This is a genomic window from Bacillus sp. LM 4-2 (assembly GCF_000978495.1).
GTDB lineage: Bacteria > Bacillota > Bacilli > Bacillales > Bacillaceae > Bacillus > Bacillus subtilis.
Window position 1 is genome coordinate 273,870 of record NZ_CP011101.1, and the last position, 13,510, is coordinate 287,379.

Genomic DNA, 13,510 nt, shown 5'->3' on the forward strand with positions numbered 1-13,510 from the left:
CAGGACACCGTTCAAATTGAACGGTGTTTTTCTTTGAAAAGATGCAATGGAAAATATTCCTGTGAGATAATCGAAGAAAAAAGAGCTGACGGAGATGACAGAATGGCAACAATTGACCTGCAAAAGAAAAGTGTAAAGATCGTACTGGAGAAAAAGCAGTTAACGAAGGTGACGGCTCGTGTTGGACTGGTTCTTGATATTACGGGATCGATGAGACCGCTCTACAAAAACGGGACGGTTCAAAATGTGGTGGAGCGGATTTTGGCAGTGGCTGATCAGTTTGATGATAACGGTTTGCTGGATGTATGGGTGTATGATAATGAATTTTCCCGATTAAAGCCAGTTTCAGAAAAGGATTTTTCGGGCTATGTCGATCGTGAAATTTTAAATAATGACCGCTTGCATAAATTCGGCAGAAATGATGAGCCGCCAGTCATGAAGGACGTGCTGCGCAAATATGTTGCGGAGGAGCCGAGCTCGTATCCTGCTTTCATTGTTTTTATCAATGACGGGGGCTGTAAAAAGTCAATCAAACCGATAATTGAAGCTTCTTCTGATAAATCGGTGTTCTGGCAGTTTGTCGGCATCGGAAACGGAAACTTTGATTTTCTCAATAAACTGGATACGTTAGAAGGGCGTGTCATTGATAACACGAACTTCCTGCATATCGAAGAGATTGACCGCATTTCTGATGATGAGCTTTATGATGCTCTGCTTGCTGAATTTCCATTTTGGCTGAAAGAAGCGAAGGAAAAAGGGATTGTAAGAGAACAAGAGCCTCCTGCTGAAAAGCCGAAAAAGAAGGGCTTTTTCAGCAGATTGTTTTCGAAATAACTGATAAAGAGCACTGAGTCATTCTGCGAAATGGCTCGGTGTTTTTGTTTTTTTAAGATCATGTGAAGAAAAATAGGCCGAATGGGCGGCTTGCAAACGACAGGATATGCAGAAAACGCGTCATTCAGCCAGCTTTCGGCATGTTTCAGCAGCAGGCTTGTGAGGGAAGACCTGTTTTTAATGTTCAGCGCTTACAATCAGTTCACACTTCTTCACAGTCGTTTAACAATGATTTCCTATAATGGAGACGATCAATGAGGAGAGAGGGGATCTTGAATGGCATACGACAGTCGTTTTGATGAATGGGTACAGAAACTGAAAGAGGAAAGCTTTCAAAACAATACGTTTGACCGCCGCAAATTTATTCAAGGAGCGGGGAAGATTGCAGGACTTTCTCTTGGATTAACGATTGCCCAGTCGGTTGGGGCCTTTGAAGTAAATGCTGCGCCTAAATTCTCAAGCTATCCGTTTACATTAGGGGTAGCGTCAGGTGATCCGCTTTCTGACAGTGTCGTGCTTTGGACACGTCTGGCACCAGATCCGCTGAATGGCGGGGGAATGCCGAAGCAAGCAGTGCCTGTCAAATGGGAGGTCGCAAAGGATGAGCATTTCCGCAAAATCGTAAGAAAAGGCACTGAAATGGCTAAACCAAGTCTTGCCCATTCCGTTCATGTGGAAGCGGACGGGCTTGAGCCAAACAAAGTGTACTATTACCGTTTCAAAACCGGTCATGAACTAAGCCCTGTCGGAAAAACAAAAACACTGCCTGCCCCTGGCGCCAATGTGCCGCAAATGACCTTTGCATTTGCTTCCTGCCAGCAATATGAGCACGGATATTATACGGCCTACAAGCATATGGCAAAGGAAAAGCTTGATCTTGTCTTCCATCTCGGTGATTACATATATGAATACGGCCCAAATGAATATGTATCAAAAACAGGCAATGTCCGCACGCACAACAGCGCGGAAATCATTACGCTGCAAGACTATCGGAACCGTCACGCTCAATACCGTTCTGACGCCAATCTTAAAGCTGCACATGCGGCATTCCCTTGGGTTGTAACTTGGGATGACCATGAAGTTGAAAACAACTATGCCAATAAAATACCTGAAAAAGGACAGTCGGTTGAAGCATTCGTGCTCCGTCGCGCGGCAGCATACCAGGCATACTATGAACATATGCCGCTCCGCATTTCCTCTTTGCCGAATGGCCCAGATATGCAGCTGTACCGGCACTTTACGTACGGAAACCTGGCGTCCTTCAATGTGCTTGATACCCGCCAGTACAGGGACGACCAAGCCAATAACGACGGCAATAAGCCGCCTTCTGATGAATCGCTCAATCCGAATCGGACCCTGCTTGGAAAAGAACAGGAGCAGTGGCTCTTCAACAATTTGGGCAGCTCGACAGCCCACTGGAATGTGCTGGCGCAGCAGATTTTCTTTGCCAAGTGGAATTTCGGGACAAGCGCAAGCCCGATCTACAGCATGGATTCGTGGGACGGCTATCCGGCTCAGCGCGAACGGGTTATCAATTTCATTAAAAGCAAAAATCTGAATAATGTTGTCGTACTGACAGGTGATGTACATGCAAGCTGGGCATCGAATTTGCATGTCGATTTCGAGAAGACAAGTTCAAAAATATTCGGAGCCGAATTTGTCGGAACCTCGATCACTTCCGGAGGGAACGGAGCGGATAAGCGAGCGGATACGGACCAAATTTTAAAAGAAAATCCGCACATCAAGTTCTTTAACGACTATCGCGGATATGTCCGCTGTACAGTGACGCCTCACCAGTGGAAAGCCGATTATCGGGTGATGCCGTTTGTGACCGAGCCGGGCGCAGCCATTTCCACGCGGGCTTCATTCGTTTACCAGAAAGACCAAACTGGGTTGAGAAAGGTATCATCCACAACAATCCAAGGCGGGGTGAAGCAATCCGATGAAGTCGAGGAGGATCGTTTCTTTGCGCACAACAAAGCCCACGAAAAACAAATGATTAAGAAAAGGGCAAAAATCACGAATTAAGGAGTGAAAAAACATGTTTTCAAACATTGGTATACCGGGCTTGATTCTGATCTTTGTCATCGCCCTCATTATTTTTGGCCCTTCCAAGCTGCCGGAAATCGGGCGAGCTGCCGGACGGACACTGCTGGAATTTAAAAGCGCCACAAAATCACTTGTGTCTGGTGATGAAAAAGAAGAGAAATCAGCTGAGCTGACAGCGGTAAAGCAGGACAAAAACGCGGGCTGAATGCTGATGAGGCAGACACCGGGTCTGCCTCTTTTTTTATGAAAGGGAGGGCTTTTTTGAATGGATAAAAAAGAAACCCATCTGATCGGGCATTTAGAAGAGCTTCGCCGCCGGATTATCGTCACCCTTGCGGCATTTTTTCTATTTCTCATCACGGCTTTTTTGTTCGTACAGGACATTTATGACTGGCTAATCAGGGATTTGGATGGAAAGCTGGCTGTGCTTGGGCCGAGTGAAATCCTCTGGGTGTATATGATGCTTTCCGGCATTTGTGCCATTGCGGCTTCTATCCCTGTTGCCGCGTACCAGCTGTGGCGTTTCGTTGCACCGGCGCTGACGAAAATGGAGCGCAAGGTGACGCTCATGTACATACCAGGTTTATTTGCGTTGTTTTTGGCGGGCATCTCCTTCGGATACTTTGTCTTGTTTCCGATCGTGCTCAGCTTTTTGACTCATTTATCCTCCGGCCACTTTGAAACGATGTTTACGGCTGACCGCTACTTTAGGTTTATGGTGAATTTGAGCCTGCCGTTCGGCTTCTTGTTTGAGATGCCCTTGGTGGTGATGTTTTTAACAAGGCTGGGCATCTTAAATCCTTACAGACTGGCCAAAGCGAGAAAGCTGTCCTATTTTCTGCTGATTGTCGTGTCCATATTGATTACACCGCCTGATTTTATTTCTGATTTTCTCGTGATGATCCCGCTTCTTGTCCTGTTTGAAGTGAGTGTCACCCTATCGGCGTTTGTCTACAAAAAGAGGCTGAGGGAAGAAACAGCGGCGGCCGCTTAGTGCAGCGTACCGCCCGGTGACTTCACATCCTCATCATATTGTGCGGCCGTAACAGCGGCGATTCTCAATGCCCGGACAATCGTGTCCAGGCTGAGGCTCGGTGCTGTTTTGTCGATTGTTTGCTCCGGAATGTAAGGAATATGAATAAAACCGCCGCGAATGTGCGGGGATGTCCGGCTAATGTGATCCATTAACCCGTAGAACAAATAGTTGCATACAAAGGTCCCCGCTGTGTAGGAAACCGCAGCTGGAATGCCGTGTTCCTTCATCTTAGCAGTCATTCGTTTCACGGGAAGCCTTGTCCAGTAAGCGGCGGGCCCATCTGGAGAAATCTCTTCATCAATCGGCTGATGCCCTTCGTTATCGGGGATTCGCGCATCTGCAAGGTTGATCGCCACTCGTTCCGGTGTAATCTGCATCCGTCCTCCTGCTTGGCCGACACAAATCACGATATCTGGCTGATGTTTTTGAATGGCTTGGCGCAGAGTGTCCAGAGCGGATCTAAAGACGGTTGGAATTTGTTCCGCTGTAATAATGGCTTCTTCCGTCTCGAAGCCATTAAGCCGTTTCGCCGCTTCCCATGATGGATTGAGGGTTTCTTTGTCAAAAGGGTCAAAGCCAGTGATCAGCACTTTTTTTCTCATCTTCTCATCTCCTTTTTCTTTTATTCTATTGTTTATTTATGGGTTTTTCATCAAAATAATGTAAAGGAGTGAATCATAATGGAGCATTTGCCGCAGCAGTATCGTCATTTATTCCCAACCTTGCAGACGCATACGATGCTTGCCAGCTGTTCTCAGAGCGCATTGGCAGAGCCTGTATCAAGGGCGATCCAGGATTATCATGATAGCCTGCTGTATATGGGGACGAACTGGAAAGAAGCGATCGAAAAAACAGAGTTTGCGAGAAACGAGTTTGCAAAGCTGATCGGGGCTGAACCGGATGAAGTGGCGATTGTGCCGTCAGTTTCTGATGCGCTGGTTTCTGTAGCATCGTCCTTAACTGCATTTGGAAAGAAGCACGTTGTATATACAGATATGGATTTTCCGGCGGTGCCTCATGTTTGGCAGGCACACTCCGATTATACCGTATCCGTCATTCCATCAATAGACGGTGTGATGCCGCTCGAACAGTATGAAACGGATATTTCGGATGAAACAGTACTGACGTGTGTTCCTCACGTTCATTATCGTGACGGCTATGTTCAGGATATAAAAGCGATTGCCGAGATTTCTCAGAGAAAGGGCTCTTTATTGTTTGTAGATGCTTATCAATCAGCCGGGCATATTCCCATTGATGTGAAGGAATGGGGCGTAGATATGCTGACGGCAGGCACCCGGAAGTATTTGCTCGGCATACCGGGTGTGGCGTTTCTTTATGTGAGAAAGGAGCTGGCTGACGCACTGAAACCGAAAGCATCAGCTTGGTTCGGCAGAGAGAACGGATTTGATGGGGCTTATGCGAAAGGCGCGCGCCGTTTTCAAACGGGCACCCCAGCTTTTATCAGCGTATCCGCAGCTGTAGCGGCTTTATCGCTGCTGAATTATATTGGGGTTTCTCATATCCGGGATCATGTGAAAACGATCTGTGTCGATGCAGTTCAATATGCCGCTGAAAAAGGCCTGAAGCTGGCGGCGGGACAAGAGGGGATTCAGCCGGGCATGGTTGCGATCCGGGATGAGCGGGCATCGGAAACGGCGGTGTTGCTGAAGAAGAAAAAAGTGATTTGTGCGCCGCGGGACAATGTCATCCGTCTCGCTCCCCATTTTTATAATACGAAGGAGGAAATGCGGCACGCGATTGATGAAATCGCGGCGAAAACGATCCACAAGTAAACATAAAAAAAGCCCCTGAACACTAGTCAGGGGCTTTTCATATTAATGATCTACCTTCACGCGCTTCATAAAGAAAGCGCCAATTAAACCGATAATGGCAACAATCATTGCAAACACAAATGCGTGCTGTACGCCTGCTGTCAAAGCTTGCGGGATGACTGCCGGATCGGCAGGGTTTTTAACTGTACTCATATAATCATGCTGGCCTGCAGCCATAATGCTGACCGCAACCGCTGTTCCGATAGCGCCGGCCATTTGCTGCAGCGTGTTCATAATGGCGGTGCCGTCTGGATAAAATTCGCGCGGCAGTTGGTTTAAACCGTTTGTCTGTGCAGGCATCATGATCATAGAAATCCCGATCATCAAGCAGGTGTGCAGGATGATAATCAGCACAGCCGTTGAAGTGGTCGTGACATTTGAGAAGAACCATAGTACAACAGTGACAATCACAAATCCCGGAATGACAAGCCATTTCGGCCCGTATTTATCGAACAAGCGGCCTGTAACAGGGGACATAAATCCATTTAAAATACCGCCCGGCAAGAGAACAAGACCAGATGCAAATGCAGTCAGGACTAAGCCGCCTTGCAGATACATCGGCAGAAGCAGCATAGATGACAGAATGACCATCATACAAATGAACACCATGATCACACCCAAAATAAACATCGGGTATTTGAACGCACGGAGGTTCATCATCGGCTGCTTCATTGTCAGCTGGCGGATTGAAAATAGGATAAGGCCGACAACGCCGACAATCAGCGACACGATAACAGTCGGGCTGGACCATCCCCCGGAGCCTTCACCCGCGTTGCTGAATCCGAACACAATGCCGCCGAAGCCAATCGTCGACAGGATGATAGACAATACATCGATTTTCGGCTTTGTCGTTTCAGATACATTCTGCATATATGCGATACCGAAAACAAGCGCCAGCACAAGGAATGGAAGAGAGATCCAGAAAATCCAGTGCCAGTTGAGATGTTCCAGAACCAATCCTGAGAAAGTTGGGCCGATGGCGGGCGCGAACATAATGACAAGCCCGATCGTTCCCATTGCGGCACCCCGTTTATGAGGCGGGAAAATCACCAAGATTGTGTTAAACATCAGCGGCAGTAAAAGACCGGTTCCAAGTGCCTGAACGATCCTTGCCGCCAATAAAAACGGGAAGCTTGGCGCGAGTGCCGCGATCAAGGTTCCTATAATTGAAAAGATTAGTGACACGGTAAAAAGCTGTCTTGTTGTGAACCACTGCAACAGCAGTCCTGAAACAGGAACAAGGATACCGAGTACAAGCAGGTAGCCCGTCGTTAACCATTGGACGGTTGCCGCTGTAATGTTCAATTCCTTCATAAGGTCGGTTAACGCAATATTCAGTGCTGTTTCACTGAACATGCCGATAAAACCGGCCAACAGCAAGGAAATCATAATCGGCATCACTTTGTATTGCTGAGATGCTTTAGCTGTTGTTTCCAAAATCATTTCCCCTCTCTATCAACTGCATGTAGTATGTCGTTTTTTTATCTCTTCAGCAGGTCAGGAATGCAGCTGGAGATATGAAGGAGCGGCGTACTGTTTTTTGCCGTCAAAGATAAAAGAATGCCGCCTTCAATCATCGCGTTAACCACAGTGCTGGCTTCTTTTGCACGGCTCTCGCTGCAGCCAGTCTGCCGCAGTTTTTCCTCATACACAGAGGCCCATTCTTTGTAGGCTTCATGACAGGCTTCGCGCAACGGTTCGCTTTTCAATGACGTCTCAGCCGCTAGCAAGCCCACAGGCAAGCCTTCAATGTCTTCCGTACATGAAAACTGGCAGGAGAGCTCCTTCAAAAAGGCTTGAATGCCTTCCGCTGGATCGGTGCAGGCTTCCATGCAGTCCGCGATTTTCTGACGGATATACTCCTTCATCTCATTCACGGCTTCGATCGCAAGCTGTTCTTTACCCCCGGGAAAGTGGTAGTAAAGAGAGCCTTTAGGCGCGCCGCTTTCCTTTATAATCTGGTTCAGCCCCGTGCCGTAATACCCCTGCAGCTGAAAAAGCCGGGTAGCTGCCGAAAGGATTTTCTCACGGGAATCTCCATAACTCATAACATTCCCACCTTACTGAATTGCAATCAAAAATATAGTGACTGGTCTATTATCTTGATTCAATCATCAATTGTCAAGAAAAATTCATTGTATGAAAAGACAAAAAAAGAAGGATATGACAACAAAAAATACTGAGAGAAAAGCTGACTGATCTTTTGACTGAATAGATAAAATATTCAATGATTAATCATCATATGGATGTAAGGAGAGAAATAGATGAAAAAACAACGAATGCTCGTACTTTTTACCGCACTATTGTTTGTTTTTACCGGATGTTCACATTCTCCTGAAACAAAAGAATCCCCGAAAGAAAAAACGCAGACACAAAAAGTCTCTTCGGCTTCTGCCTCTGAAAAAAAGGATCTGCCAAACATTAGAATTTTAGCGACAGGAGGCACGATAGCTGGTGCCGATCAATCGAAAACCTCAACAACTGAATATAAAGCAGGTGTTGTCGGCGTTGAATCACTGATCGAGGCAGTTCCAGAAATGAAGGACATTGCAAACGTCAGCGGCGAGCAGATTGTTAACGTCGGCAGCACAAATATTGATAATAAAATATTGCTGAAGCTGGCGAAACGCATCAACCACTTGCTCGCTTCAGATGATGTAGACGGAATCGTCGTGACTCATGGAACAGATACATTGGAGGAAACCGCTTATTTTTTGAATCTCACCGTGAAAAGTGATAAACCGGTTGTTATTGTCGGTTCGATGAGACCTTCCACAGCCATCAGCGCTGATGGGCCTTCTAACCTGTACAATGCAGTGAAAGTGGCAGGTGCCCCTGAGGCAAAAGGGAAAGGGACGCTTGTTGTTCTTAACGACCGGATTGCCTCAGCCCGATATGTCACCAAAACAAACACAACCACAACAGATACATTTAAATCAGATGAAATGGGCTTTGTCGGAACAATTGCCGATGATATCTATTTTAATAATGAGATTACCCGTAAGCATACGAAGGACACGGATTTCTCGGTTTCTAATCTTGATGAGCTGCCTCAGGTTGACATTATCTATGGATACCAAAATGACGGAAGCTACCTGTTTGACGCTGCTGTAAAAGCCGGAGCAAAGGGGATTGTATTTGCCGGTTCTGGGAACGGGTCTTTATCTGACGCAGCCGAAAAAGGGACGGACAGCGCAGTCAAAAAAGGCGTCACAGTGGTGCGCTCTACCCGCACGGGAAATGGTGTCGTCACACCAAACCAAGACTATGCGGAAAAGGACCTGCTGGCATCGAACTCTTTAAACCCCCAAAAAGCACGGATGTTGCTGATGCTTGCGCTTACCAAAACAAATGATCCTCAAAAAATCCAAGCTTATTTCAATGAGTATTGAAGAAAAGAAGGCGAATAAGCCTTCTTTTTTTGGCTTTTTAGGACCAATAATGATCTATGAATCTTAAAATTTCTTTAAAAATAAGCCAAAATTACCCTTTACTTAATTAATTTGGTAACGTAATATATTTGGAGAATTTGTTACAAAAAAAGGAGGATATTATGAAATTTGTAAAAAGAAGGATCATTGCACTTGTAACAATTTTGATGCTGTCTGTTACATCGCTGTTTGCGTTGCAGCCGTCAGCAAAAGCCGCTGAACACAATCCAGTCGTTATGGTTCACGGTATTGGAGGGGCATCATTCAATTTTGCGGGAATTAAGAGCTATCTCGTATCTCAGGGCTGGTCGCGGGACAAGCTGTATGCAGTTGATTTTTGGGACAAGACAGGCACAAATTATAACAATGGCCCGGTATTGTCACGATTTGTGCAAAAGGTTTTAGATGAAACGGGTGCGAAAAAAGTGGATATTGTCGCTCACAGTATGGGGGGCGCGAACACACTTTACTACATAAAAAATCTGGACGGCGGAAATAAAGTTGAAAACGTCGTGACGCTTGGCGGCGCCAACCGTTTGACGACAGGCAAGGCGCTTCCGGGAACAGATCCAAATCAAAAGATTTTATACACATCCATTTACAGCAGTGCCGATATGATTGTCATGAATTATTTATCAAGATTAGACGGTGCTAGAAACGTTCAAATCCATGGCGTTGGACACATCGGCCTTCTGTACAGCAGCCAAGTCAACAGCCTGATTAAAGAAGGGCTGAACGGCGGGGGCCAGAATACAAACTAATGAGATAAATAACCTTGAAGAGTCCTATTCTTCAAGGTTATTCTGCTTTCAGCACAATTGTTTTCGCAGCCATATCATGAACGGTTTGTTTTTTCTTCGTAAATGCGGCAGTCAAATAGATCAGGCGGGAGAACACATGCACCCACGCTATCAGGTAACGGACAATGGCTTGCGGGAAGGATATTTTTTTATATGTTTCGTCCCTCACGATTTGCAGCCCGATGATTTTTTTGCCCAGTGTGCCCTTCCAATTTGTCAGCGGCATCAGCAAAGGGGACACAATCAGCATCAATATGGCGACAATAATGACACCGGCGGACCCATCGCCAAACGTAAATCCGGCTGCCAAAATCACTGCTGCGGCAATGATTACATCAAGTACAAGCGCGCAGGCGCGCAGCATGAAACCAGCTAGTTCCAATAGAAACACTCCTTAAAATGTTAAATAAATACCTAATGATTGTAAAAAAGAAGGGCCTAAAGTGGGAATAGGTGATAAGCCTTAAATCACAAAAATTGGTGAAAATGTCATAGGTAAATTGGCATAATCAGCCAGCTTATTACATTACCAAATTCTTTTTTAGCCCGAAACCAAGCCCTCAGAAGTTATTTTTGTTAAAATAGAAAAGTTACAACAGAATTCGGAGGGTTTATTGTGGGAAAAGTGAAACGAAATGCCCCTTGCCCATGCGGCAGCGGCAAGAAATATAAAAAATGCTGCGGAAGTAAAGTTGTCGACTTCCCGGCGGAACTAGCGGCAAAAGAAGCGAAACAAATTCAGGAAGACTTAGTGGAGTATGCCTTCACAGTACATAGAGAAAGCATTTCAGGCTTTATCAACCAGCATGATTTTCTTTCTGCTATGGACAGACAGACGAAAGACATCAGCGTATTTAACTTAGGAATCTGGGGAATCTTCTTCCACCCGCTTGCTGGTGAGAAGACAATCTTCGAAGAGTACCTTCAGAAAAAAGGCGATTCGATCACTCGTCCGAAAACGCGTGAGATCGTAGAATCATGGCAGAGCATGACGCCTGCTTTATTGCTGCTGAAGGACCTGAAGGAAGGCATCATTCACTTTGAAGATGTTATTACGGCAAAACAATTTGAAGTGGAAATGGACGCCAGCAATCAAGACCTTCCTCCAGTGGGAAGCCTGATTCTTGGATACCCAATCCACGAAGCGGAAAAAGCAGAATTCTTCATGCAGTTCACGATCTTCCCGGTAAAGCGAACAGAAGCGCTGATCAGCAAGGTGAAGAAATATGCGGATGCCGCTGTGAAGGAAGGCAAAACGCCGGAGGACTTCATGAAGCAGGAATTCAACAACGTTCTGTTCGCGTTGTTAGCTGAGAAAGATGAAGAGCCACAAGCAGAAAAAGCGGAAGTAAGCACTGTTGAGTGGGCAAACGACTTGGAGAAAGAAACCGCTGCGGCTATTGAAGAAGGCATGAGCGGGGAAGAGTATCCGACTGAATTGATCCCAGCTGTTATTGACATCTGGAAAACATTCTGCGAGAAAAAATCACCTGTCATCAGAAAGCCGGAAGCTTTTGCTGCGGCAGTTGAATATTATGTAAACGCGATTTCTCTTAACGGCGCGTCCGTTTCTCAAGCTAAACTGGCGAAAAAATACGGCGTCAGCGCATCAACGATTTCCAGCCGTTACAAAGAAATTGAAAGCACGCTGCAGGATGAAGCGGATCGCTTTGCACAAGCGTTATCCTCATAATGGAAAAAACCTTGAAAAGCCAGGCTTTTCAAGGTTTTTTTATTTCTGAAACGGAATTTTGATTTCTAACCGGAAGACGGGGTGGCGGTAGGTAAAATCCAGCCTGCCAAAAGCGCCCTTCACCAGTTTTTGAATGATATATGTGCCCATGCCTTCATGAGCGCCGTTTTTTGTTGAGCGGCCAAACGATTGATAAATTGTATCGAGCACTTTTGGGTCCATCCCGGGAGTGCTGTTTTCACAAGTCAGTACATAAAGTCCGCTGCGCAGTGAAGTTTCCAGTTTAATCTCTGCTTTTTCTCGGGCCTCCGCTGCGCTGTCGAGCGCATTTTCTAATATGTTGCCGACCAAGCTGACCTGATCAGCAGGCGAAAACGGAAGGGAAGAAAGCGGTGTATGCATATGCAGCGAAACACTCACATTCGAGGCGCGGGCTTTTTCTAAAAAATCATAAAGCACCCCTGCAACGTACGCGTTCTCTCCTTTCAAAAAACGGTCATATTGGCTGTATTGATCCGCCCAGTTTTGAATATATGCTTGTGTATCTGCCTTGGGCTGAGCTGATTTGATTGCAGTGATATGTTTCATTGTGTCATGATTCCGGCTTCTGACATCAATCAGCATTTGATTGGCGTGCTGTTCAGCTTGAGTCAGCTTATCAATTTGATCAGAAAGCCTTGCCTGTAAAGCAGACTGTCCGATACGGAGCCCTTCACACCCTGCAAATATTACGATTACACATAATGCCTGCATGATGTCTATGCCGATCAGCACCACTCCCGCCGCCATCACTTGAATCACGGCAATCCATGCACAAAGCCCTGAGGAACAGTGTTTCCACACCCGCTTCGTATTCCAAATGTACAATCCTGCAGCAGCTGCGCCTAAAACAGCGGTGAGCCAAGAGACGGCTGTGCTGTGTGAAAAAGCAGCAGCTCCCTGATAACATATGAAACTAAATAAAACCAGATAAAGACATTGAAAAAGGGTAATCACGTTCTGAACTCCTCAAAAGTAGTAGTTTTGAAAATAATCAAGCTGCTGCTTGGTGATCATCGCTTTTTTAGACGTTCCCTCAAAGGAAACTGTGAATGAATGCTTGGTATAAGCGGAAAAATGCTTTATGTAATGAATGTTGATAATAAAGGAACGATGCGAACGGAGAAAATCCTTTTCGGGCAGGTCGCCTTTAATATCATTTAATGTTTGATACGTTTGCACCTCTTCGGCGGTTGTCACAATCGTCGTCGAACGTCCCGTCCGTTCTGCGAAAATAATATCCTTCTTTTGCAGGACGTGCATTTCAGACTTTTGCTTTATCAATATACGCCCATTCAAACTCGTTTCCGTTTTCTTTTTCAAGTACCGGTCGAAGGAAGCGGCCAGACGGTCGGCATAGTACGGCTTCATAATATAATCATGGACATTTAGGTCAAAGGCGTGAACCGCATAACCGCCGTGGCCGGTAACAAAAATCACATCCACATCAAGTGAATGGGATTTGATCAAATCAGCAAGCTCGTAGCCAGACATATGGGGCATCTCGATATCGGCAAGCAGCAGATCAATGTCTCCGTTCTTTACCCGCCTGTAGGCTTCCTTCGCTGAATCGGTGGAAAAGACAATTTCGACGTCCTGCATTCTGGACACGATCGCTTCCAGCTTCTCTAAATCTACTCGATAATCATCTACAAGTCCGACTTTTACCATTATCATTCCCCTAGTTACATAGAATCATCTTTATTCTATCCCATTTCGCGACATAAAAAGAACTCTTCGCGACAACTTTATCCAACTAATCCAGCTTTTCGTATATAGTCATTACTAGAAATAAA

General features: G+C 45.9%; 15 protein-coding genes. 9 read left to right on the top strand and 6 right to left on the bottom strand.

Annotated elements, in window-relative coordinates:
* Positions 1-102: 102 nt before the first annotated feature.
* From bslm_RS01495 to tatC, 5 genes are all read left to right on the top strand, one after another.
* Positions 103-834: a vWA domain-containing protein gene (locus tag bslm_RS01495; protein ID WP_014478720.1), complete on the top strand. Its 732-nt coding sequence runs from the start codon at positions 103-105 to the stop codon at positions 832-834.
* 81 nt (positions 835-915) lie between these two features.
* A complete protein-coding gene (locus bslm_RS20300) occupies positions 916-1,092 on the top strand; it encodes a hypothetical protein (protein WP_003246278.1) in 177 nt (58 codons plus the stop codon).
* Positions 1,093-1,110: 18 nt separating this feature from the next.
* The gene (gene phoD, locus bslm_RS01500; protein ID WP_014478721.1) at positions 1,111-2,862 is read left to right on the top strand and encodes an alkaline phosphatase PhoD; all 1,752 of its coding nucleotides are present in this window, start codon (positions 1,111-1,113) and stop codon (positions 2,860-2,862) included.
* A 13-nt stretch (positions 2,863-2,875) separates the two neighbouring features.
* Positions 2,876-3,088, top strand: a complete 213-nt coding sequence (tatAD, locus tag bslm_RS01505) for a sec-independent protein translocase protein TatAD (protein ID WP_003223835.1) — start codon at positions 2,876-2,878, stop codon at positions 3,086-3,088.
* Between the two features lie 60 nt (positions 3,089-3,148).
* Positions 3,149-3,877, top strand: coding sequence for a twin-arginine translocase subunit TatC (gene tatC, locus bslm_RS01510; protein ID WP_003234779.1), 729 nt, complete (start codon positions 3,149-3,151; stop codon positions 3,875-3,877).
* Here tatC and pcp read toward each other — a convergent pair.
* Positions 3,874-4,521: a pyroglutamyl-peptidase I gene (gene pcp / locus bslm_RS01515; RefSeq protein ID WP_046380759.1), complete on the bottom strand. Its 648-nt coding sequence runs from the start codon at positions 4,519-4,521 to the stop codon at positions 3,874-3,876. The genes tatC and pcp overlap by 4 nt on opposite strands.
* A 78-nt stretch (positions 4,522-4,599) precedes the next feature.
* Between pcp and bslm_RS01520 the strand changes: the two genes are divergently transcribed.
* Positions 4,600-5,712, top strand: coding sequence for an aminotransferase class V-fold PLP-dependent enzyme (locus bslm_RS01520; RefSeq protein WP_046380760.1), 1,113 nt, complete (start codon positions 4,600-4,602; stop codon positions 5,710-5,712).
* A 42-nt stretch (positions 5,713-5,754) separates the two neighbouring features.
* Here the strand turns inward: bslm_RS01520 and lmr(B) are convergent, their stop codons facing one another.
* Together lmr(B) and lmrA are read right to left on the bottom strand one after the other, a co-directional pair.
* A complete protein-coding gene (gene lmr(B), locus bslm_RS01525; RefSeq protein WP_032728901.1) occupies positions 5,755-7,194 on the bottom strand; it encodes a lincomycin efflux MFS transporter Lmr(B) in 1,440 nt (479 codons plus the stop codon).
* A gap of 38 nt (positions 7,195-7,232) precedes the next feature.
* Complete coding sequence (gene lmrA, locus bslm_RS01530) at positions 7,233-7,799, bottom strand: transcriptional regulator LmrA (protein WP_003246449.1); 567 nt, start codon at positions 7,797-7,799, stop codon at positions 7,233-7,235.
* Between the two features lie 216 nt (positions 7,800-8,015).
* Here lmrA and ansZ point away from each other — a divergent pair, with 216 nt between their 5' ends.
* Positions 8,016-9,143 (top strand): asparaginase AnsZ, encoded by a 1,128-nt coding sequence (ansZ, locus tag bslm_RS01535; RefSeq protein WP_046380761.1) that lies wholly within the window; start codon positions 8,016-8,018, stop codon positions 9,141-9,143.
* 161 nt (positions 9,144-9,304) lie between these two features.
* Positions 9,305-9,943, top strand: a complete 639-nt coding sequence (gene lipA, locus bslm_RS01540) for a lipase EstA (RefSeq protein ID WP_015715191.1) — start codon at positions 9,305-9,307, stop codon at positions 9,941-9,943.
* Between the two features lie 37 nt (positions 9,944-9,980).
* Here lipA and bslm_RS01545 read toward each other — a convergent pair whose 3' ends face one another.
* Positions 9,981-10,364, bottom strand: a complete 384-nt coding sequence (locus bslm_RS01545; RefSeq protein WP_046380762.1) for an RDD family protein — start codon at positions 10,362-10,364, stop codon at positions 9,981-9,983.
* A 234-nt stretch (positions 10,365-10,598) separates the two neighbouring features.
* On the opposite strand from bslm_RS01545, the gene bslm_RS01550 reads away from it, so the two are divergent.
* Positions 10,599-11,675 carry a helix-turn-helix domain-containing protein gene (locus bslm_RS01550; protein ID WP_003234762.1) on the top strand — a complete coding sequence of 359 codons (1,077 nt, stop codon included), beginning with the start codon at positions 10,599-10,601 and terminating at the stop codon, positions 11,673-11,675.
* A gap of 39 nt (positions 11,676-11,714) precedes the next feature.
* On the opposite strand, the gene natK is transcribed toward bslm_RS01550, so the two are convergent.
* Positions 11,715-12,671: a two-component system sensor histidine kinase NatK gene (gene natK, locus bslm_RS01555; RefSeq protein ID WP_046380763.1), complete on the bottom strand. Its 957-nt coding sequence runs from the start codon at positions 12,669-12,671 to the stop codon at positions 11,715-11,717.
* A gap of 12 nt (positions 12,672-12,683) precedes the next feature.
* Positions 12,684-13,385 (bottom strand): two-component system response regulator NatR, encoded by a 702-nt coding sequence (natR, locus tag bslm_RS01560; RefSeq protein WP_003234759.1) that lies wholly within the window; start codon positions 13,383-13,385, stop codon positions 12,684-12,686.
* Positions 13,386-13,510 lie beyond the last annotated feature (125 nt).

Bases quoted from the DNA above. Each gene is read 5' to 3' on its own strand.
- bslm_RS01495 (WP_014478720.1), top strand. From the start codon at position 103: ATGGCAACAATTGACCTGCAAAAGAAAAGTGTAAAGATCGTACTGGAG.
- pcp (WP_046380759.1), bottom strand. From the start codon at position 4,521: ATGAGAAAAAAAGTGCTGATCACTGGCTTTGACCCTTTTGACAAAGAA.
- phoD (WP_014478721.1), top strand. From the start codon at position 1,111: ATGGCATACGACAGTCGTTTTGATGAATGGGTACAGAAACTGAAAGAG.
- lmrA (WP_003246449.1), bottom strand. From the start codon at position 7,799: ATGAGTTATGGAGATTCCCGTGAGAAAATCCTTTCGGCAGCTACCCGG.
- lipA (WP_015715191.1), top strand. From the start codon at position 9,305: ATGAAATTTGTAAAAAGAAGGATCATTGCACTTGTAACAATTTTGATG.
- tatAD (WP_003223835.1), top strand. From the start codon at position 2,876: ATGTTTTCAAACATTGGTATACCGGGCTTGATTCTGATCTTTGTCATC.
- bslm_RS20300 (WP_003246278.1), top strand. From the start codon at position 916: ATGGGCGGCTTGCAAACGACAGGATATGCAGAAAACGCGTCATTCAGC.
- bslm_RS01520 (WP_046380760.1), top strand. From the start codon at position 4,600: ATGGAGCATTTGCCGCAGCAGTATCGTCATTTATTCCCAACCTTGCAG.
- ansZ (WP_046380761.1), top strand. From the start codon at position 8,016: ATGAAAAAACAACGAATGCTCGTACTTTTTACCGCACTATTGTTTGTT.
- natR (WP_003234759.1), bottom strand. From the start codon at position 13,385: ATGGTAAAAGTCGGACTTGTAGATGATTATCGAGTAGATTTAGAGAAG.
- tatC (WP_003234779.1), top strand. From the start codon at position 3,149: ATGGATAAAAAAGAAACCCATCTGATCGGGCATTTAGAAGAGCTTCGC.